This is a genomic window from Melioribacteraceae bacterium, assembly GCA_019638015.1.
GTDB lineage: Bacteria > Bacteroidota > Ignavibacteria > Ignavibacteriales > Melioribacteraceae > JAHBUP01.
Map to the genome: position 1 here is coordinate 537,975 of JAHBUP010000001.1, position 22,832 is coordinate 560,806.

Here is a 22,832-nt window from a genome sequence, read left to right on the forward strand (position 1 = left end):
TGAGTAAATCACCATTGACTGGTACACTAATCTGGGGCATGTCAGCTCTGATCATCAAAATACTTTTACTCGATTTTTACATAACAGTGGCAGAGACCCAATCATAGTTTAACTTTAAAAACTTAGCAAATTAAAACGGGAATTATCTCTGGCTTTTTCTGTAAGGTGCAATTTGGCTAATTAATGAAATATTAGATTAAAATTATCTTCTATTATTTTAATTTCATCCTCAGTGAGATCTATAAATTCTTTTTCTTTGGCTCTTTTAGATAGGGATCCATTATTTTGTTCAAGAAATCGAACTAATAGAGCAACCATTTTGTCTGGCATTTCAAATTCTTCCTCCATGAGTGTTTTAAATCTATCATATTTTGACAAAAAGGAAACTTCTTTAGGTATAATATTTTCTATTGTATCTTTAACGCAGAAGTATAGAAACTCGGCCTGCTTTGTAGCATCGAAGTATCTATAATAATCGATTGTATCATTCAGTACTTCAACATTATGAGCTTTCGTCTCCTTCCATTGAATAAAATCCAACAAGGGTTGGGAATATGACTCTAATACTTTTCGATAATCATCTATATGATCAAGAATGGATGCAGAAATAGGAAAAATTACACCTTGCTGGGAAAATTTCTTTTTAGCAAGCATGTGATGTATCAAATAGCGGTGGATACGTCCATTACCATCTTCAAATGGGTGGATAAATACAAAACCAAATGCAATGATTGAAGCAGCTAGAACTGCATCCAAACTGCTATTTAAAAGAATCTGATTAGTTTTTAGTAGGCCCTCTATTAACAAATCCAAATCCTGCCATTTTGCGGATATATGACTAGGCAGTGGTTCTCCAGTAGTGCGATCGTGTTCACCGACGAATCCGCCTTCAGTACGGAATCCCATTTTTACGAAGCGATCATTCTCGATAACAATTTGCTGAAGTCGAAGAAGTTCTTCTTTTGATAAATCGTTTAAGCTGGCTTGACCGATCGCTTGACCCCAACGAGCAGCGCGCTTACTTTTAGGACTCTCTCCTTCAATAGTGAACGAAGCTTTTGAATCTTTAAGAAGCAAAAATGCAGAAGCTCGTTGAAGAATATCTTTATGTACATCTTTGAGATATTTATCTTTTTGTTCAGCAAAATTTGATGAAATATATTCTTCCAATTTTTGGTTTTTAAATATTAATGGACAAAAATCTGGTGTACCTGGCAAATTATTGATAATTAAATGGCGAGGTGATTTGATTCCTTTAACAGCATATTGCAGCTTATCATCCAGCAAAGGGACGTAACTTTTCTTGGTTACTGATAGGCTTTTTTTTAGCTCTAGTGGATGTCCGGTAATCCATTCAACAATAAACCAGATTTTTCGAGAGTACTGACCTGTTGGTGCTATATTAACTAATTGAACTAATTCTTGTGTAGAGTAATGTTTAGTTAAAAAGCTAAACACCAATAAATTAACACCTTCATATTTAAGTGCAAAAACCAAGTGATTATACAATGCTTCAATTTCTGTTAATTTGGCATTATCAAGAGGTAGATATATTTTGGGAAAAATATTCCATTCATCGGTTTGATATTTCTTGTTTTGATTAGAGATCAGAGCTATTTGTTTAGGCATTGGGATATGCAATTTTAAGCCGTTAATTATTGCAGCATAACCGACTATTAAACCCTGTTCTGGTAAATGGATTCCATGAAAAACAGGCGCACTATGTGAAAAATGGGCGCTATTCATAACTCACCGAGAAATTTAGGTGCAAGATAAAATAAAAACAGGCGCAACACAAGAAAAATAGGCGCTATTAATCTCTATTCAAGAAAAATAGGCGCTAACAATTAAAAAATGAATGCTTTGGCAAATTATTAAAATGCTTTTTAGGTTTAGTCTAGTGTTTCTACTGTAGCCAGAAGATCATCACTTCTTAAATGAGAATACTAAACAAAATATATGGAAAAGGGCACTTGTAGCAGAAATCAACTCAAGAATGGCGGTGATTCAAAAATTCAGTAATATGAAAATTCGTTTGTCAATTACCTGGAAGTACTCTAGTCTATTGCAGCCGATCCGCTATTAAGCACTTATATTCTTTTAAACTGAAAACTATAAAAGAGATATAGGCACAATAAACCCAAAACCTGTTGACATCTCGTCAGCAAATACTAATAGAAACAATATGTAAATATTCTATCAGTATTTTTTCAACCATAGTTTTGTAATAGTAAAATTATTTGTTGAATATCTATTTGTTAGGCAATTATAGGAAATTGAGATTGCTTTGCTTGGTGAATCATTGCCATTAAAATTACAAGTTGAGTTTATCCAAAATTCGGATCATCTCTTTTTGTTCGGTAGGAGTCAAGCGAGAAGTTATATTAGCAAGTTTTTCAGAATACTTTGGCAGAATAGATTCAATTTTGTCTTTCCCGATTTCTGTTAGCTCCGCTTGAATTACGCGCCTATCTTTAGTTGAATTAGTCCTCTTAATGTACCCGGTCTCTTCTAGTTGATCAATTACATAAGTTATGTTAGCTGTTGTGACGAATGTTACTTTACTAATCTCATTCAAAGGAATAGGCCCAGCTTTGAGAAGAGCTTTGAGGGATTCAAACTTGGTTATAGACAAATATTCACCAATTAAATGTTTTGCTTGAAAATCTTCAAACATTGCGTGGACCCTTGACAAGTTGGACAAGAGTTCTAAAGCCATTCTTCTTTTTTTGTCAGTCATAGATCATCTTTTTTTAGGTTTCATCACTAATAATACCAAATAAAATAATACATTATTTTATTATACGACGTGTGATATCCCCCAGAATAGAGTCCTAGTTAAAATTGATTTAATCATCATCAAGCTCTGGCAAATAAAACTAACTTGTATAGTTGTTGTTAGTAATACTTTACACACACTGCCTTCGCCTCATCAAGTAGAGAATTCTTGAACAATAAAATCAATTAGAATTAAATCACTATCATAGTTTTGTAATAGTAATCTGAATAACTAGGTCTTACGCTTCATATAATTCTACCCGAATTTTTAAGAACTGATCACTGATTCGTCATCGATTTCTTAATTCTTTATTCATTACAAATTATACCCATACGGGGCGATTATCTAGCAATTTAATAAGATTATACCCAAACGGGATTATCCATAAAAAATAACTTGGAAATATACCCGAAAGGTTATAATTTAGTGGTTAATAATATGAAACTACACCCTAAAAGGTATAATAATGAAAAAATCTAATCAAATTTCTACCTTTGTTAAAACTATGCGTAAAAAAGTTGGATTAACTCAAACGCAACTATCAGAACGCGCTGGAGTTGGTTTGCGGTTTATCAGAGAAATGGAACAAGGTAAGCAGACTCTTCAGTTGGATAAGGTGAATCAAGTTTTATTCTTGTTCGGACATAGATTAGGACCAGTTAAAATAGATGCAGGTGATGAAAATGAATAGAAAAGGGAAAATATATTATAAAGATCTATTTGCTGGAATTGTTACTGAAGATGAGAATGAATACAATTTTAAATACGAAAAAGAATATCTAGAAAATCCGGAAGCGAGGCCTATTAGCTTAACGTTACCATTGAGAGAGGAAAGTTATTCCGACAAAGTGCTATTCCCATTTTTTGACGGATTAATTCCTGAAGGTTGGATACTTGGTGTTGCAGTAAAAAATTGGAAAATAAATCCTCGGGATAGAATGGAATTATTGCTAACATTTTGTAAGGAAACAATTGGTGCAGTATCAGTCGAAAGAATTGAGGAAAAACATGACGGAGAATAAATGTTTATCCTGCTATCAAAAGCTCGAAGATTCCGAAATCTATTTTCATAAAAAATGTAGTAGGAAATTATTTGGAACTGAAAATGCACCCCTTCTTGATTTAATCTTACCAGAAATTGAAGACTACGCAGTTGATCTACTGAAAAGAAGTGTATCAGTAACAGGAGTACAGCCTAAATTATCAGTCGATATCCAAAAAAGTAAAAATGCTCCATCACGGTTAACACTTGTGGGACTTTGGGGACATTATATATTAAAACCCCCACACAAAGATTATCCGGAGATGCCGGAAATTGAAGATTTAACAATGAATATGGCGCAACTTGTTGGAATACAAACAGCAGAGCATTCTTTGATTAAAATGAAATCTGGAGAACGGGCATATATAAGTAAAAGATTTGATAGAACTCCCAAAGGGAAATTACCTTTAGAAGACTTTGCCCAAATATTAGAAGTATCAACTGAACGTAAATATTCGGGATCGGTTGAACGCATTGGAAAAGCCATTGAGAAATTTTCATCATTTCCAGGGAATGATCTTATTAATTTGTTTGAATTAGTTCTGTTCTCGTTCTTGACAGGGAATTCCGATATGCATCTGAAAAATTACTCTCTGCTTAGGGACGAACATGATTTTGTTAAATTAAGTCCTGCATATGATTTATTATCAACAAAATTATTATTACCAGAAGATAAAGAAGAATTCGCCATACCAATTAATGGGAAGAAATCAAAAATTAAAAGAAAGGATTTTGATACGCTTGCTAATAGTTTCCATATAACTGAGAAAACTAAAGCAAGTATATATAAAAAGTTTACAGCCATTTATGAGCATTGGCTGGAAATAGTTAAGAGAAGCTTTCTTTCAAACCCTACACAAGAAAAATATATTGTACTTATGGAGAATAATTTTATTGAGATATTCAATAAATAGAATCAAAAACAAAATTTAACACCATGATTTTCTCCAAATGCAATGAAACTGATAAAAGTTAGGTCAATTTGAATAAATAAAGTGCTGTACACTTACCATGGAGAGGGATACTTTAATGAACAATCAAAATGTCAGATTATACAACTAATATCTCACAAGAATCAACCTGGTAACCTGGTAAGCTGGTAATCAGTTATTAGCATTATTAAAACCGATTCCAGCCTACTAAGTTCTTCTTGGAGACTAAAACGGTAAGTCATCCATTGATTTAAGGTTAATGGAATAATGTGATTTATTCTTTACAAACCATCTCTTTTTTGAGTCACCGTTTATGAACTTACTCCTCTGAATAAAACCATGCTTCGATAAAGCTTGGCCTAATCTATTTCTTGTTGTCGTGTCTACATGGTCTGGAAGAATCTCTTCATTAATCTCCGTAGTTGTAAGAAAGCGAACTTCTGGATCGCTAGCCTCGCAAGGAATGTATTTGTCCAGAATCTTTTCTTCCTCCATGGTAGAGTAAGAGAATTCGAGGTTCATTTTAGTTATTTCAGTACACTCTTCGGTTGTGAACCAAAATTTTTCCCCAGACTCAAATAAGTGCTTAGCCTGCGAATAAACCATACGCATATCAATCCCGTGATCGACATTTATATCTGTAGCCGTTACGCAAAGAAATCTTCTATTTCCAGTTGGATCATTTAGAAATTCTTTCCTATTAACAGAACCGATAAAACTGGATCTCTTTTTAATCGAACTGTAGAATCTGTTAAATGGGAATCTCTCTTTTGTTTCCTTTTGAGTTATCAAGGATTTCAGTGAGTTAATTTCCTTCTTTTCCGGAAAGTCAAGCTCATCAAGATTAATCAGAAAATTTGTATAAGCAATTAACTTAGAGTCCTTGTTGTCTGAACTGATTTTGCCGGTATAGTAGTAATCAATCAGTTCATCGGGAACCAGGGTTCTAATCCATCTTGATTTCCCAATACCTTGACCACCATGAATTATAATCGCAGACTGATTTACATCTCTATCGCTATAAATACCAGCAACTAGACCAATTAACCACTTTTGCAGATAGAGCGGCCAAAATTTGACAAATTGAGGTTCTACCATTATAGTATTATTTAACTCAGAAATATAATCGCGGCCATCCCATTTTGGTAAATTATCAAAGTAATTGCGAAGCGGTTCAAACTCCTGACTAAACTTTGAGGAAAGGAGTATATTTAACTCCGTAATTGTAATCTGGATAGATCCTTCTTCAATTATTTCAAGAAATATAGAATTCATTACACGATCATCCAATTCATAATAAATAGAGCCACCTTTTTTTCTATACTCGACTCTCTGTTTAACTGCATTGTATCGCCATTCATACTTGTAGGCAAGAAAGTCTCGCATGAAGTGTAAATACATCTTCTTGGATTTTTTCTTCAGAACCCAGCCGTGCTTCGCTGCAATCTGCAAAATAGATAGATGCGTGACTCCTTGGTTCGGGTTCTTTGCTAAATCACCGAAATAATCTTCTAAGGAATCTAGAAATTCGCGATAACTATTTTTCGCAACGAAACAAAAAATTTCTTTCCCGATAGAATCATACTTAATTAGTGCTAAACCAATTCTTTCAATATCGGAAATCGAAAGAGTTTTTTCCTTTAAGTAATGTAAAGCATCAAAAACCAAAGTATTTTCTTCATTATCGTCACTAAAGCAAATCGAAGAACCTTCAAGATTTAACTCTTGAGATAAGTCTACTGGTTTTTTCGGAAGCTCAAACACATTAACTACACTATTTGTTTTCATACTAACCTCTTAATTTTTCTTAATCAATCGACAATTAATCCATTCAAGCCAACATTCGAGCTCCTTCCTCTATTCTTAGTTGGAAACCGGTCGGTGGTCGACAATGCAAATGAAAGAAATATGTGAGTATCAAAGAGAAAATTAGGCGAATTGCTTGATTAGATAAAGCTACAATACTTACCCCTAATAGCTGAAAACTAAAGCGGTAAATAAACATTATAGAATCAAATAGGGGGGAAGTTCTAGGAATGAGACCGTGAAATAAATTTAGTTGAAATAGCCCAAGCATTGTCATCGTGTCGTACCATAATCATGTTTACAAATAAATTCTAAGAAAACGTATCAAACATTAATATCACTCGCGAAAATAATAAAAAATGTTTTATATGCAAATGCAAAAAACAAAATTGACTAACAAATAATTAAGGTACTCGGAATCAATACAGAAGTACATCAATTAACTGAATATAATTTCTTAGGGTTGATGGAATCCTCATTTTTGAATTTCAGTGATTTAGTACTCTCCTAGCGAATAAGCGCCAGAAGCGTCATAGTGGCTTGAAAGTGGGAATTAGGGGAATCATATTTCGCATGTAAGTTAGAATGATAAAGTAAGTGATACTATGATTAGTGAAATGAGCATTATGAATTTAATTAAGGATACGAAGAAATGGTTGAACATTTCATTGAAATACCTGGTCGATTAGCGCAAAGCCAAAATTCTCACACTAATATCAACTGGAAAGTTAACTGCTGTACGATTGCTCATTTTCTTCCCCAAATAAGACCAGATCCCCAAGTTTTATTAAAAATACAGATTCTTTGTGTAGAGGTACTATTAATTATAAAAAAGAAAGGAATTCATATGAAAAGAAATTATGGTGTTATGGCACGGAAAATAAGAAAAGCGTCGCGGTACAAACGCAATCAAGTCATTTCGAAGCTTGGGATTGACGCGACAACTTTTGACAATTGGAGAAAAAAGGGTCTGAGTCCAATTGATCAAGAATCACGACCCCACATATATCTCGGTTCTGATCTAATTAAGTTTCTTAAAACACGTGTTTTGAAACGTAAACATGTTTGTAATCCCGGGGAAATATTTTGTGTTGCCTGTCAGAAACCAGTATCGGTAGATCTGGAATCGATTATAATCGTAGAAGGCAAAAAGAATCTTTCTGAGGAGCATGTGTCAAGAATAATAATTGGTACAGGTCAATGTGGCCACAAAGTACAACGATTCTCTACTTGTAAAGACGTGGAGAAGTTTATAAATCAATACCGAGAGAGTGGTTATACTGAAAAGATTATAACAAATCTTAAGAAGACCCACTATATCGGTCAAATTAAAAATTTAATTTTATTGGAGAAAAAATGAAATATTTACATGAAAACTCGTTATGGCTAAACAAATACGAAGAGTATCTAATCAAGGGCAAAAAACTGAAAATGGCATCTGTTGCTGCGGCAATCAGCTCCATTGACATTTTTCTGAAACAGTTCACTAAGAGCCTAAGGAATTTTAAGGACTCTGACGCTATAAAATTTCTTGATTCAATGCTGAAATACAATAATGATGGAATTTGTATTTCCAAACCGGTGATCCATAGTAATTGTAAAGATGTTAAAGCATTCTTTGAATGGTTGAAAAAACAACCAGGTCTCAAAAGAAAACTTAGTCACATTGACTTAGTTTATTTTGACCTTAGTGGACAAGTGTTGGCGGAAATTAAAACTCCGCCTAAACTTCAATACCCATCATTTAGGGAAGTAAAAGCACTCGTTAATTCAATTCCAACAAATACTAATATTGGACTCAGAGATAGAGCATTGATCTCCTTCACATTCCTTTGTGGCTCCAGAATAATGGCCATGTTAACAACGACAATTGGCGACATAAACTTCGATGAGAAGTATGTTACACAGTTTCCTTCAAAAGGGGCCAAAACTAAATTAAGCAAACAATTAATCTTAAAAATGCATGACCTCGATGAAGAACTTTTCGAGAACATTAAAGTATGGGTTGAGGTTCTGAGAGGAATGGGCTTTGAGGATAAAGACCCACTTTTCCCTAAACTGAAGAGACATCGAGGCCAATATCTTGCATTTAGTAAGAGCATAGAATTTGAAAAATCATTCTATAAATCCCATACACCGATTACCGAAGCTCTGAAGAAATGGAGCCAATTAGCCGGTCTAAAATATTACTCAACAAATGACTTACGACACGGACTTTGGAAGATAATTCAAAAAAGTTGTGGAAAGGATATAGAATTGCTAATAGCATGTTCAATACTATTTTCACATGATTTTTTGAAAACTTCAATACAATCATATGGTCGTATGTCTCATGATGAAGCTTTAGATAAGGTAGAAGGTTTAAAGCTAAAAACAGATGGATAATTGTTCGCGCTAATTAGGAAGAGGGAGCTGAATATTTCGTCTTTCCTTTTTCTAGCACACTATTTGTAAGATATTAATTAACAATATTTTTTCAATACAAATTGTAAGTAGGCTTTATAATTTCAAACAAAAAAGGAGGTGGCAGATGTAGGAATAAGTAAGAAATAATTTTGGTTGTGCCACTGGATATTCCAGTTAACGGATAGATGTACCCTCTCCTTTTGCAGCGATGATAAAGTAAGATCGAAGGCGCAATTCTTTTTATTAATGCGGTAGTGTTTATGCTATGCTTAAATACTGCCCTGCATTAATCCTAAAACCATAGCTGACAAGAATCAACACTCTTGCCGGCTCGGTAAAAATAACTAATTAAAACAAGGAAGCGATGATCGTATTAGATCTACTCGATGTATTGGATCTTTTAAGTGAAGATCAGAGAGAACTGGTTCTATCGGCTCTGCTTAATGAACTTACTATATACTCACATTATGTGATTCTAGAATCTCAGCTGGACTGGGATGGCGAAGGTTCTTATAAAGACTTTGTCTCCTATCAGAATGAAGTGATTAAAGACTGCGTGAAAATAGAGATGAGTTTTTGGGGTAGTGTATTAAGAAGATATAATGGTTTAGAACCGCTGACCTTGCGAACAGAGCTTGAATTGTGAAACGACTAAAATAGCGAGGTATAAGTTGAACATACTAGGAAATGATTTAGAGTTGCTTTCGCGTCATGAAGCTGCCAAAAGGATGAAAATCAGCCCCTGTACGCTTACTAAACTAATTAATAATGGTGAGCTTGGTTCTGTGAGAATGGGGAGACGTGATAAAATACCGCTGCGGGAACTGAATCGGTTCTTAGATGAAAATACGGTTCGATCTATTAGAGAACGAGACAGTCACCTATATACCGAAACGAACCCGAATGACATTCTAATTACAAGAGAAAATAAAACCGGTTCTTTAGGTGGAGATATGATATTAACTGAATTACTAAACGAATTAAAAGGAGAATGACATGATTGATAGAAATGTTGAGTTGATCCGGTGGCGTAATTACTTCTTAAAGAAGACAAAGTATAGAGTAAAAGTGCCCCGCAAGGCTTGTATATCTAAAAAGAATAAAAAAGGAGGGGAAAATGGCAAGAGTACGTGTAAGAGGTAAGTTCTGGCACATACAATGGTACGATAGGGAACTTAAGAAATCTCAGGGGAGAACATTAAAGATGCTTTGTACTCCAGAGAATGAAGCTAAAGCTAAGGCTATTGCGGATAAACTTCAGAAGGAACTAGATAGGAAGAACGCTGAAAGAAAAGGATTTAGGATTAGAGCCCTCACCATTGGAGAATCTTTCAAGCATTTATATGAGGTTAATATAGATGCTCATAAGAAAACGATTCTTGATATACGGCGGTTCGAGAAGAAGTTCTTAGAGTTCTTCTCCGAAAAGGACCCGGTTAGTAAAATCAAGAAACAATCGGCAGAAAGGTTCTTAATAGAAATTAAGAAGCTTAATCTGAAGCAGAACACCATTCACGGGTACGGTAAAAGGTTTAGTCATTATTTGAATTTCCTATTTGAGTATGAATACATCCTATACTTCAAGATTAATAAGAGTATTAGGACTAAACCAGAATTAGTGCCAAAAATAACCTTTAGGGTAGAGCACTTTCAAAGAATCTTTTTTAATCTGTATCGGAAGTCGAATAATTTCATCACCGCAGTTCTTGTTCTCGCCTATACCGGTTTGAGATCAAGTGATATTCTTTCTATTCGGTGTGAAAACATTGATCTGGAGAATCGAGTAATTCGATTTTTCTCACCTAAGCGTAAACGTCACAGAGAAATCGGTTTTCATAAGGATCTTGTCCCTATTCTGAAAGGCAGAATGGAAATCGTAGGAAGCGGACCCCTTATTGGTTATAAAAGTGTTGAAAATCTTGGTCGGGCCGTGACTCAGTATTTCAAGCAAATAGGAATTGATGGAAACTCATATGTAACGAGGACGTTCCGGAAATCGTTTATAACCTATTGCCGAAACACTTTGAGGATGGATGCCTCTATAGTTGAATCTCTTGTTGGTCATGAGCATGGTACTGTGGCAGACCGGCACTACAATGAAATTACGCCCGAAGTTATGAAAGATGAATTATTAAAATATGATCTACCGTTAGTTCGATGGATGAATGACAATAATCCAAATTATAAGGAGGAACTATGACATAGCTCTACTAAAGAACCTTAAAGGCCCTATTCATTGAGTAGGGCTTTTTTGTTTTAATCACAGAGTGGTATCCGATTCAAGCGCTTTGTGAAATAAAATGCGCCATGCGCGCGCGTAAATAGTTCAAATAAATAATCAATCGCTAACAAAAATGAGGAGGCAGATCATGCCTTTTACAAAATTCAGACGTACACATATCTCCGCAAATGAACCAGTTATTTCGATTTACGGAAACCGATTTCATTATTCTGCATATTTCGTAAAACTCGCAGAGTTAAAAAACTACTCTTACGTTAATTATTTAATTGACGAAGAGGAGAGAAAAATAGGTTTTGAGTTTTCAAAAACTGAAAAAGAGGGTTTTTCTTACATGCTTGAAAATCGTGGAAATAAAATGTGGAGAAGCACTGCCAATGAAATTATTTCCAAATATTCTTGGATAAAGAAAGTAGCCCTTCTGAAAAATCGAAGTGTAAACAAATTCTCCGCTAAGAAGCGAGAGAACATCTGGGTTATTCAACTTTGTCCGACATTTGAATTTAGAATACCAAGGGATGAAGTAAATAAACTCGGTGAGGTGAAAGGTATCTATCGCTACCTTCTTAGAGAAGAAATTGTTTATATCGGAAAAGGTAATATTAAACAGAGAGCTTGCGATAGTGAAAGAGCCGACTGGGAATTTGACACAATAGAATACTCAATAATAGAAGATGAAGAAGAGCAGTTCAGTTGGGAATATTATTGGCTTGAAATTTATAAGGACCAAAACCATAAACTGCTTCCTTATTACAATAAAGTGTCTGGTCAAAAACCATAATTAACCGCCAATTGCTTTTGGGGGGCAATTGGCAAATTCATAAAAAATCTGGATAGATGAAAATATGAGAATATAATATTATCAATTCACCAAATGTACCATCTCTTAACAGTAAAGAACCTTCTCTTGACAAAATTATCTCCAAATCTTTCATAAATTTTACACATCCCTTTACATGGCCACTTTAAAGGCTTTAAGAGGACAAGCTCGATATTCATCACCCAATGTTCTCCACTGCTTTTTCAACTCTTCCTTGACTTCCATATCCTTAAAACTTAATTTGTAAAAACAAATGATGGCGTTGGACCGTGTGACTAAATCCCACATAAATTATTTTTCATGAATTTTGAGAAGATGCCACTCGTAAACGTAATTGCTATGAGCCCGCCAAAGCGGATCTTGTAAAAATGTGGTGGTAATTAAATTTTTTTATCATCAAGTGAAGATGAGGTTTCTTGTTTGATTGTTTTATCAATAAAAGCGAATTTGCAATAGTTATTAATATTCATGTGTTCTTCTGAATACATTTATGGTGCCTCCCAGTTTAAATACAAATATGAGGAAATTCAGTTTGATTCGATTTGAAACTTAAATGAAATCATAATAATGGTAACATATTTTACTTTTGTCTGGGGTAAATCCAACGCTTAACGCGGGAATAAATTCTTCAAGCGTATTGTTCTAAGTTCATTTAAACTAAAATAAATAATTATGGCATGGATACAAGGGATATTTCAAAGCAAATATAATAGACAAAATATAAAGGCAAATGTTAATATCAGATGAATTAAAATTCTCTTCTATTAGAGACAACCATAAACATGGCTCAGTTGCTGAGTTTCTTAAAAACAATATTGGTAATAAATCAAATTTATCGATTGTCTCTGCTTACTTCACTATTTATGCTTATGAAAAACTCAAAGAACAGCTCGACTCTATAGACCATTTGCGTTTCCTTTTTGGTGAACCAACTTTTATTAAATCTATTGACCCGGCCAAGTTGAACAAACGAGATTTCAAAATTGAAGATGATAGTTTAGTTGTCCCTATAAATAGTAAGCTTTCTCAAAAGGCTATTGCAAGGGAATGCTGCGATTGGATTAATAGTAAGGTGGAAATCAAATCTATGGTCAAACCTAATTTTCTCCATGGCAAACTCTATCTCATCGAGAATAGCAATGGTGTTAAAGAATCCGTTATGGGTAGCTCAAACTTTACCGTAAGCGGTTTAGGCTTAGGCGGAAGCCCAAATATTGAACTCAACATGGTGATTCAAGATCGCCGTGATCTTGAAGACCTTTCCAATTGGTTTAATGAGCTGTGGGAAAATAAAGATGGTTTAGTAGAGGATGTTAAAGAACAAGTTATTAAATATCTTGAACAGCTTTATGTTGAAAACGAACCAGAGTTTATTTATTTCAAAACACTTTATCATATTTTTGAAAATTATCTTTCTGAACAACAGAAAGGCGGATTGTTAACCGAACAAACTGGTTTTTTTGAAAGTGAAGTATGGAATATGCTTTACGATTTTCAAAAGGATGGTGTAAAAGGTGCAATCAATAAAATACTAAAACATAATGGATGTATAATTGCCGATAGTGTTGGACTTGGTAAAACATTCGAAGCTTTAGCTGTAATAAAGTATTTTGAACTTCTTAATAATCGCGTGCTTGTTCTTTGTCCAAAAAAGCTTTCATCAAACTGGACTGTTTTCCAAGCTGGCCAAAGTAATCAGCTTAATCCATTTAGAAAGGATAGATTCAATTATACTGTATTATATCACACCGATCTTTTAAGAACTTCCGGTAAATCAGATGCCAACGGAATTGATTTAGAAAATATAAATTGGGGTGCTTTTGATCTGATAGTAATTGATGAAAGCCATAACTTTCGTGGAAATCCTCTCGAAAAAACATTAGATGATGGCACAACTCGCATGAACCGTGCAAAATGGTTGATGGAAAAAATCATCAAGTCCGGAGTCAAAACTAAAGTGCTTCTTTTATCAGCAACTCCCGTAAATAACAATCTGCGCGATCTTCGTAATCAAGTTTATCTTATTACTGAAGGTAAAAGTGATGCATTGTTGGAAACTTCACAAATCAAGGATATTTCTCAGACACTTAAAACTGCTCAAAATCAATTTACTCGATGGGCAGACAAAACCAACAAACAAAAAACTGTTAAACAACTGCTCGAAAGATTAGATTCTTCTTTCTTCAAGTTATTAGATGAACTTACTATTGCCCGCAGCAGAAAGCATATTCTGAATTTTTATAACATTAATGCTGTTGGTCAATTTCCTATTCGCTTAAAGCCACATTCCGTTTATCCTAATATTGATCTTAATAATCGTTTTTTTACTTATGATGCACTGAACAAAAAAATTCTCGAATACAAGCTTTCTATTTTTAATCCTTCCAAATATGTCAAGCCACAGTTTAAAGTAAAATATGAAAAAGAAACTGAAACTGAATTGCAAGGTTTTAATCAAGCAAAACGAGAAGTACTACTAATTGGTATGATGAAGATTAATTTCTTGAAGAGACTCGAAAGCTCTATTGAATCCTTTGAAATCTCAATGGATCGCACCATTACTAAAATTGAATCTCTAGAGAATAGAATAAATGAATTTCTTAAAGCAAAATCCCCCTCTAATGAGGAATCTTTAGATCAATTTATACCCGATGAAAATGAACAAGAAGAAAACTCCGATGAGCTTGAGCAATGGCAAGTGGGCAAAAAACTGAAATTTGATCTTGCCGATCTTAATCTTGATGATTGGAAAAACGATTTAGCAGTTGATAAAGCAGCCCTTATCGATTTATATAACAATGCGAAAGCCGTTACTGTAGATCGTGATGCAAAATTGAAAGAACTCAAAACTTTGATTGAAAGGAAAATTCAGAAACCTTTTAACGGAAATAACAAAAAGTTATTAATTTTCACTGCCTTTGCGGATACTGCGGAATACCTCTACAATTCTTTAAATGAATTTGTGAGGAAGAATCTTAACCTGCACATCGCTTTAGTTGCCGGATCATTTTCAAAAACAACTTTTGGCAAAAATGAATTTCTTAATATCCTTACAAATTTCTCGCCGGTTTCTAAAAATCGTTCTTCAATTAAATCACTGCCGCAAGATGATGAGATAGATATTCTTATTGCCACAGATTGTATAAGCGAAGGGCAAAACCTACAAGATTGTGACTACCTTATTAACTACGATATCCATTGGAATCCTGTTCGTATTATTCAGCGCTTTGGTCGTATTGATCGTATTGGAAGCAAGAATTCGGAAATTCAGTTGGTCAATTTCTGGCCTACTAAAGACCTTGATAAATATATTTACTTAAAAGAACGTGTTGAAGCTCGGATGGCTCTTGTAGATGTTACAGCTACCGGAGAAGATAATATTCTTAATACAGAACAGATAGAAGATTTGATAACAGAAGATTTGAAATACCGTAACAAGCAGCTCAAAAAACTTCAAAATGAAGTGTTGGATCTGGAAGAACTCGATGAGAATATTTCACTTACAGATTTCACCTTGGACGACTTCAGAATAGAGTTAATGAATTTTATTGAGAACAACAAAGAAAGATTAAAAGAAGCCCCGCTTGGTCTTTATGCTGTAGTTCCTTCTCCCTCCGGTAGATATGCTGAAAAAAAAGAATTGAGTTTGTTCTCTAATTCTGAAAATGAAATTATTAAGCCCGGTGTTGTTTTCTGTCTTAAACAAAAAGGGAATTCTGATGGCAACGAAGAAGTAAATCCTCTCCAACCCTATTTCCTGGTTTACATTCGTGATGATGGAACCGTTCGGTTTAATTACACTAATGCAAAACAAATTCTTGAAGTCTACAGGCTTATGTGCCAGAACAAAAAAGAACCTTACGACGCTCTCTGCCAATTGTTTAACGAAGATACTAAACATGGTGAAGATATGTCTATCTATTCAAGTTTGCTTCAAAAAGCTATCCAAGAAATTAGTAATGTTTTCAAGAAACGTGCAGCACAAAAACTTGTTTCAGATCGCGGAGCTTTACTTATTCCTAAAGAAAAACAAATTAACGAAATGAACGATTTTGAGCTTGTTACTTGGCTGGTAATTAAATAGTGGAGATGCATATGGCTATTAAGAAAATATTAGTTAAAGGCTTCGAAATTCAATTATTTGCTGGTAGTAGTGCTGAATTTATTTCTTTAACTGATATCGCAAAATCGAGGGATCCCGAAAGAACTGATTATATCATTCAAAATTGGCTGCGAAACCGTAATACCATCGAATTTATCGGACTTTGGGAAACCCTGCATAATCCAAACTTTAATTCCATCGAATTCGATGGGTTTAGAAATCAAGCCGGTCTTAATAGCTTTTCTTTGACTCCTTCAAAATGGATTGAAAGAACTAATTCTATAGGAATTATTTCTAAATCAGGCAGATATGGAGGAACCTTTGCTCATCAAGATATAGCATTCGAATTCGCTTCATGGATCAGCGCAGAATTTAAAATTTATCTCCTAAAAGAATTTCAACGTCTTAAAACTGAAGAATCTGACGCTAAATCTCTTGATTGGAATTTTCAACGTACTCTTGCTAAAGTAAATTATAAAATTCACACAGATGCTATCAAAGAAAATCTTATTCCAACAAAGGTTTCCAAACATCAAATTAACTTTATTTATGCTTCAGAAGCAGATATCCTTAACATGGCTCTTTTTGGCCTTACCTCTAAGGATTGGCGTGATAAAAACCCTAACATAGAAGGCAACCTCCGCGATTTCGCTACTCTAGAACAACTTATTGTGCTTTCTAATCTTGAAAGCATTAACGCGGTTTTAATTAATAATGGCCTTACTCAAAGCGAAAGATTAATCCAGTTGAACGGAATAGCTATTAATCAGATGAAATCCTTAATCAATAGCGCACAAATTAAAAAGCTGAATAAATGAAACCCGAAGACACTAAACTTTTAATTGCTGAATCAATTAAAAATTTTTCTAAGAATGACATTACACTTAATGCCTTAAATTTTTTTAATACTCTTGGCTATAATACCGAGCGACAAAGCCCTCTTGATATTCCATCATATCAATCTTTTAAAAATTACTTTGTTCTTGATGATTCTAAATTCAACGAAGACAAAGCTTTGGTTAGCGAATGGAGTAACGTCAATTTGCTTTTCCAGTTAACCAAAGATGAAGTTCTAAAACAAACATCACTTTTCGATACCAAACAAGTAATTACAAAAGGTGAGACCCAAGCCGTAATTGAAACATATCTCTTTTTTGTTATCGAGCTGAAAGGTGATTCTTATACTCGTGGTAAACTTGCAGATATTACTCGTGAAGTAAACAAACTCTTTCCAATGCCGGTAATGATTCTGTTTAAGTATAATAACTTTTTAACACTTTCAATTATTAACCGCCGCCTGCACAAAAGGGACACTTCAAAAGATGTTTTAGAAAAAGTAACTCTTATTAAAGATATATTAATCCCTTCAGCTAAGTTTGAAGAGCACAAGGGCGAGGTCGAAACTATTCACCGTGCCCACATAGAAATCCTTTACGATCTTTCTTTCGATAAACTTTATGATCAATACCAATTTAAAAATTTTGTTGATCTTCACAATGCCTGGCAAAAAACTCTTGATATTAAAGAGCTGAACTCAAAATTCTTCAAAGAACTATCGAACTGGTATTTTTGGGCTGCCGATAAAACAGTCTGGCCGGATGATGTTGAGAAGAAAAAAGACGTTCGCAATGCTACCAATGTTATTCGTTTAATTACCCGCTTGATATTCGTCTGGTTCTTAAAAGAAAAAAACTTAGTACCTTATAAATTATTTGTTAAAAAGGAAGTTGAGAAACTTCTGAAATTTTCTGATTCGAATAAGAGTGCCTATTACAAAGCCATTCTCCAAAATCTTTTCTTTGCAACTCTAAATACTGAAATGGGTACTAGAAAATTTAAGGTCGAAACCAAGTCAAGTAGAAATCCACATTACTTTGTTCATAATGTGTTTAGATACAAAAAAGAATTTATAAATCCGGATGATACTCTCAAAACATATTTCGACCCTATTCCTTTCTTAAATGGAGGACTTTTTGAGTGCCTTGACGATATTAATGGCACAATTCGAATTGACGGCTTTAGCGACCGCCCTGATAATATTATTAAAGTGCCGGATGAACTTTTTTTCCTTGAAAAAGAAAAGGAAGTTGACCTAAATAAGATTTATGGCACAAAAAACAAACGCTATAAAGTTCGCGGACTTCTGGAAATTCTAAACAGCTATAAGTTTACTATTACAGAAAATACTCCGATAGAAGAGGAAGTAGCTCTCGATCCCGAATTGCTCGGAAAGGTTTTCGAAAATCTATTAGCAAGTTATAACCCCGAAACCCAGACCACAGCCCGCAAACAAACCGGTTCTTTCTACACTCCCCGCGAAATTGTTAACTACATGGTGGATGAAAGCATAATTGCGTACTTAAAAACCAAAATGATGGAAAGCAAAACCTCTTTTCTGCAAGTCGGTATAGATCAGACTGATATATTTGGAAATAAATCCAGAACCGGTCAGTTAAAAATTGAGGAGGAACTTTCTACAAACCGTTGGACTGACAAAGAGAATGAACTTGAATCGGAATTACGAAAGCTTATTTCTTATTCAGAAGATCAGCATGTTTTCACTCAGCAAGAATCTGATGTGTTAATAGAAGCAATTGACAACTGCAAAATCCTCGATCCCGCTTGCGGTTCCGGGGCTTTTCCTATGGGAGTTCTCCACAAACTGGTTCATATCCTCCATAAACTCGATCCCGAAAATGTAAAATGGAAAGAACTTCAACGTAAAAAAGCTGTTGCCGAAACAGAAGAAGTATTTAATATTGATGCCAACACAGAAAGGGAAGAATTACTTAAAGAAATTAACGAAACCTTTGATACCAATATTAACTACCCGGATTACGGAAGGAAAATTTACCTGATTGAAAACTGCCTTTTCGGTGTGGATATACAGCCCATTGCTGTACAGATAGCAAAGCTTAGGTTCTTTATCTCCTTGCTTATTGAACAAAAAGTTGACTGGACCAAGCCGGATAAAAATTATAACATAAAACCCTTGCCAAACCTAGAAACTAAAATTGTTGCGGCTAATACTTTGATTAGTATTGAAAAACCTGAAGGATTCAATTTCCGTAATAAACAAGTTGAGGAGAAGGAGAAAGAATTATCTATTGTCCGACACAAACATTTTAACGCGAGGAATTATAAAAAGAAAGTTGAATTAAGAAAAGAAGATGAACGGCTAAGAAAGCAGATTGGCGGAATAATTAAAAAAGAATATGAGCATTTCTGTACCGGTGTTACTGAAGATATTAAACGTGAACAAATCAAAATTAACTCCGGCAAAAAGAGTATTCAAGAACTCGAAAAATCGGGGAAATCTGAAGGATATGTAAAAGAACAAAAGGAAAAATATTCCAAGATTATTAAATCATCGGAAAAACTTATTGAGAAGTTAACTTCTCAGATAGATAATAATTCTGCAGTTGAAGCAACAGCCGATAAAATTGCAAATTGGGATCCTTATAACCACAATACATTTGCAGAGTTTTTCGATTCTGAGTGGATGTTTGGGTTAACAAAAGGATTCGATATAGTGATTGGGAATCCACCATGGGGTGCTGAACTTCAACCATCAGAAAAAGAACTTTTTAAAATAACTTATCCGGAAATTGATTCTTCTACCCCAAATTCTTTTGCTTATTTTTTAGGTTGGGCCTTCAAAAACTATAAAAGCGCCATTTCATTTGTTTTACCTGATAGTATTCTTATCAAGGATTATGAGAAAACCAGAAAACTTATTAAAGACCATGTTTCAGAAATTTTATGGTATGAAAACAGTGGTGTTCCAAATGAATACAAAACATTCGTATATGTGGATCATGATGTTTGCGTAGTAAATTTACTAACTAATAAAACTTCTGATCTTAATTATACTCTTACCAGGTATATTAGAGAAGATAATAGCATCAAGGAATTTAGATTCACATCCAAGAAAGAGAAAATTATTCTTCCAGAATTTAATTTTGCATATAACTTAATAGTCCAAAAAAATGATTTTAAAATACTTACTTCAATAAAAAAACTAGATTTGGTTTCTGATTTTATGCAATGTCATGAAGGAATTCATTCTGGTAATTGTAGAGATCGATTATTCATTAGAAATAAAAAAAATAAGAATACACATCCTTTGTATTATGGTGGAAGTGCGGGAGATATAATAGAAAATTATTATAGTTCGACTTCCGGTTGGTATGTCGATTATCGTGAAGAGTTAATAGATAAAAAGAAAGGATTTTACGCTTCTTTAAGAGACGAAAGAATATTTAAGCTACCGAAGATATATTTAACAAGAACGGGTAACCCATTCAAAGCATTTTATGATGATTCGACCTATGCTTCAAATAATTTTTTTTCAATGCAATTTAAAGACTATGAGCTGAATGAAGAAGCCGAATTGAAATTAATCCTTCCTTTCATCATCTCAAAAGTTGCTCAATATTTCATCAGAACATTTGCCGCTCCGAGATTAGGCTCAACTTTTGTAGAAACAAAAATTATTCATTTGTTGAAATTTAGAGTGCCTCGTAATACAAAAGTAAGATCGTTAATTCTATTTCTCGTTGAATGTATTATCTGTAAGAAAAGGAATAATTCCGATTCTTTATTCTTTGAAAGATTGTTAGATGCTATCGTATACGAATTATATTTTCCAGAAGAAATAAAAGCCGCTGGTTGTGAAGTATTAAAACACTTAACAGATTTGCCGGAGTTAAAAGACTTGCCCGCCGGAGCTTCAGCGAAGGAGGGAGAATGGTCGGATGAAAAGAAATTAAAGACTATTGATAAAATTTATAAAGACCTTAGCAATCCAAACCACCCGGTAAGCATTGCTATGTTCAAGATGGATACGGTTGAAGAAGTGAGGATAATAGAAGGTAAACAATGAAGTGGATTACAAAACTTTCTATTGAAAACTACCGGGCATTTACCAAAAAAGAAACAATAAAAATTCCTTTCGGAAACCATCTTTTAATTTATGGAGAAAATGGCAGTGGTAAATCTTCTGTTTATAATGCACTTAAAGATTTTTTCACATCCTCAGATAAACCCGCAGAAAAATTAACGCTTAACCGCTTCGAGCAGCAAGGAGGTAATAACTCTGGAACTATCGAAGTTGAAATCACTGATTCATCAAATCCGCCAAATATAACCAGATATAAATATGCCGAACCAGATACTGATTCAACTCATCGGAATATTCCAGAACTATTATTGGCCAATAAAGTAAAAGGATTTCTTGATTATAAAGGTTTATTAAGAACATATTTTATAGAATCTGCTGCCGGACAAAATCCAAATCTATTCGATTTATTAGTTGAAGATCTTCTTGCCGACCATAAAATAAAAAGAATTTCTGACTTTGGATCCACGGAGGATGAGCTTTTAAGACAGTGGAAATTAATTAAAACGCCACTACAGAAAAAGAATTATGATGGAAGGAAGTCCATCTGTAAAACTGCAAAATCTTATCTTCCGGAATTTGAGGTGGAATTAAATGCTCTTTTAACGAATGTGTTTGTTGAGTTCAAGAGATTTATTGCAGAATATTTCGATAAGAAACTCGAAATTGGGGTAAAGGTTTCTAATATCGCTTTCGATAAAAAAACTTGGGAAATCAACAGAGGTGTATTTTTAGAAATTAAATATGCTGGTGAAGAAATATCTTCATATCAGCATTTCCTTAACGAAGCAAGATTATCTGCATTAGCTTCTTGTCTTTATTTAGCATCCATAAGCAAATTCCCGATTGACCCATCGTTCGAAATCAGACCCCTTTTTTTAGATGATGTTTTCATTGGACTTGATACCAACAACAGAATACCATTATTAAAATTGCTAAAGAAAGAATTCATTGAAAAACATTATCAAATATTCATATCAACATACGATCGTCAATGGTTTGAGTTGGCAAGAACTTGGTTTAATACCGAAAGGTGTCCAATAAAATGTATGGAAATATTTATTGATGGGAACGAAGATCCATTAATCCCGGATTCTCCAGTTTTTATTGATCCTTCTGAAGACTATTATCCAAGAGCAAAAGGGTATTTCAACAAGAAAGATTATCCGGCAGCGGCTAATTACTTACGTAAAGCTTGTGAAAGGGAATTAAGAAGAATTCTTCCTCAAAACCAAAAGCTTAAAGCCAATTATCAAACTGGTGAAATAGGCAAAATCCAGAAGTTGGATGAACTGATTCGCAATTTCGAGAATTATTTGTCATCGAATAATATTAATCCAAATTCATTTGTTCATTTTATTACATATAAAAAAATAGTATTTAATCCACTATCACATGATGACATAGAAACTCCACACTACAGAAAAGAAATTGAAGATGGTATCAAGCTTGTCGAGAATTTGATAAAAATTAAAACAAAGGTTATAGTCTCTGTAAAAGACAGTTCAGTAAAACTGCTAAAAATGGGTTGTAAAGATAACGTCACATCGCGGATGCATATCTATCAAATAATTTTAAAAGAAAATTTACAAATCATCCAAGAGGATACTAAACCAATACGTCTTTCAAATGTTACATGTACAATAATTGAGAATGGTATTGAACAACATTTCGATTCAATTTATTCTGCATTTTATCAAATATGGGTTGAACGAAATTATTGTGCACCCGTTTACCTTATGGATTTTTATAAAAACATAAAGGTTTCGAACAAAAAGAAATTACTTGATCTCATGATATTCTAAA

General features: G+C 33.9%; 16 protein-coding genes. 13 read left to right on the top strand and 3 right to left on the bottom strand.

Annotated features, from left to right (window positions below; genetic code table 11):
• Positions 1 to 180 precede the first annotated feature (180 nt).
• Both KF816_02195 and KF816_02200 read right to left on the bottom strand, forming a co-directional pair.
• Positions 181 to 1,746 (bottom strand): Fic family protein, encoded by a 1,566-nt coding sequence (locus tag KF816_02195; protein MBX3006816.1) that lies wholly within the window; start codon positions 1,744 to 1,746, stop codon positions 181 to 183.
• A 568-nt stretch (positions 1,747 to 2,314) separates the two neighbouring features.
• Positions 2,315 to 2,740, bottom strand: coding sequence for a MarR family transcriptional regulator (locus KF816_02200; GenBank protein ID MBX3006817.1), 426 nt, complete (start codon positions 2,738 to 2,740; stop codon positions 2,315 to 2,317).
• 505 nt (positions 2,741 to 3,245) lie between these two features.
• Between KF816_02200 and KF816_02205 the strand changes: the two genes are divergently transcribed.
• Genes KF816_02205 through KF816_02215 form a run of 3 tightly spaced genes read left to right on the top strand, consistent with a single transcriptional unit; the run spans position 3,246 to position 4,735 of the window.
• A complete protein-coding gene (locus tag KF816_02205; protein ID MBX3006818.1) occupies positions 3,246 to 3,470 on the top strand; it encodes a helix-turn-helix transcriptional regulator in 225 nt (74 codons plus the stop codon).
• Complete coding sequence (locus KF816_02210; GenBank protein MBX3006819.1) at positions 3,463 to 3,801, top strand: HipA N-terminal domain-containing protein; 339 nt, start codon at positions 3,463 to 3,465, stop codon at positions 3,799 to 3,801. The genes KF816_02205 and KF816_02210 overlap by 8 nt, the downstream gene beginning before the upstream one ends.
• Positions 3,788 to 4,735 (top strand): HipA domain-containing protein, encoded by a 948-nt coding sequence (locus KF816_02215; GenBank protein ID MBX3006820.1) that lies wholly within the window; start codon positions 3,788 to 3,790, stop codon positions 4,733 to 4,735. The genes KF816_02210 and KF816_02215 overlap by 14 nt, the downstream gene beginning before the upstream one ends.
• Positions 4,736 to 4,978: 243 nt before the next feature.
• On the opposite strand, the gene KF816_02220 is transcribed toward KF816_02215, so the two are convergent.
• Positions 4,979 to 6,541, bottom strand: a complete 1,563-nt coding sequence (locus tag KF816_02220; GenBank protein ID MBX3006821.1) for a hypothetical protein — start codon at positions 6,539 to 6,541, stop codon at positions 4,979 to 4,981.
• 670 nt (positions 6,542 to 7,211) lie between these two features.
• On the opposite strand from KF816_02220, the gene KF816_02225 reads away from it, so the two are divergent.
• The 10 genes from KF816_02225 to KF816_02270 all read left to right on the top strand — a co-directional run bounded on the left by KF816_02225 (position 7,212) and on the right by KF816_02270 (position 22,831).
• Positions 7,212 to 7,919, top strand: a complete 708-nt coding sequence (locus KF816_02225) for a hypothetical protein (GenBank protein MBX3006822.1) — start codon at positions 7,212 to 7,214, stop codon at positions 7,917 to 7,919.
• The gene (locus KF816_02230) at positions 7,916 to 8,944 is read left to right on the top strand and encodes a tyrosine-type recombinase/integrase (GenBank protein ID MBX3006823.1); all 1,029 of its coding nucleotides are present in this window, start codon (positions 7,916 to 7,918) and stop codon (positions 8,942 to 8,944) included. Before KF816_02225 ends, KF816_02230 begins: the two co-directional genes overlap by 4 nt.
• Before the next feature lie 385 nt (positions 8,945 to 9,329).
• Complete coding sequence (locus tag KF816_02235; protein MBX3006824.1) at positions 9,330 to 9,611, top strand: hypothetical protein; 282 nt, start codon at positions 9,330 to 9,332, stop codon at positions 9,609 to 9,611.
• Positions 9,612 to 9,636: 25 nt separating this feature from the next.
• Positions 9,637 to 9,960 carry a helix-turn-helix domain-containing protein gene (locus KF816_02240; protein MBX3006825.1) on the top strand — a complete coding sequence of 108 codons (324 nt, stop codon included), beginning with the start codon at positions 9,637 to 9,639 and terminating at the stop codon, positions 9,958 to 9,960.
• 122 nt (positions 9,961 to 10,082) lie between these two features.
• A complete protein-coding gene (locus KF816_02245) occupies positions 10,083 to 11,165 on the top strand; it encodes a tyrosine-type recombinase/integrase (GenBank protein MBX3006826.1) in 1,083 nt (360 codons plus the stop codon).
• A 169-nt stretch (positions 11,166 to 11,334) separates the two neighbouring features.
• A complete protein-coding gene (locus KF816_02250) occupies positions 11,335 to 11,985 on the top strand; it encodes a hypothetical protein (GenBank protein MBX3006827.1) in 651 nt (216 codons plus the stop codon).
• A 769-nt stretch (positions 11,986 to 12,754) separates the two neighbouring features.
• Positions 12,755 to 16,108, top strand: coding sequence for a DEAD/DEAH box helicase family protein (locus tag KF816_02255; GenBank protein ID MBX3006828.1), 3,354 nt, complete (start codon positions 12,755 to 12,757; stop codon positions 16,106 to 16,108).
• A 17-nt stretch (positions 16,109 to 16,125) separates the two neighbouring features.
• Positions 16,126 to 16,944, top strand: a complete 819-nt coding sequence (locus KF816_02260; GenBank protein ID MBX3006829.1) for a KilA-N domain-containing protein — start codon at positions 16,126 to 16,128, stop codon at positions 16,942 to 16,944.
• Positions 16,941 to 21,011 carry a hypothetical protein gene (locus KF816_02265; GenBank protein MBX3006830.1) on the top strand — a complete coding sequence of 1,357 codons (4,071 nt, stop codon included), beginning with the start codon at positions 16,941 to 16,943 and terminating at the stop codon, positions 21,009 to 21,011. Before KF816_02260 ends, KF816_02265 begins: the two co-directional genes overlap by 4 nt.
• Complete coding sequence (locus KF816_02270) at positions 21,008 to 22,831, top strand: AAA family ATPase (protein MBX3006831.1); 1,824 nt, start codon at positions 21,008 to 21,010, stop codon at positions 22,829 to 22,831. Before KF816_02265 ends, KF816_02270 begins: the two co-directional genes overlap by 4 nt.
• Position 22,832 lies beyond the last annotated feature (1 nt).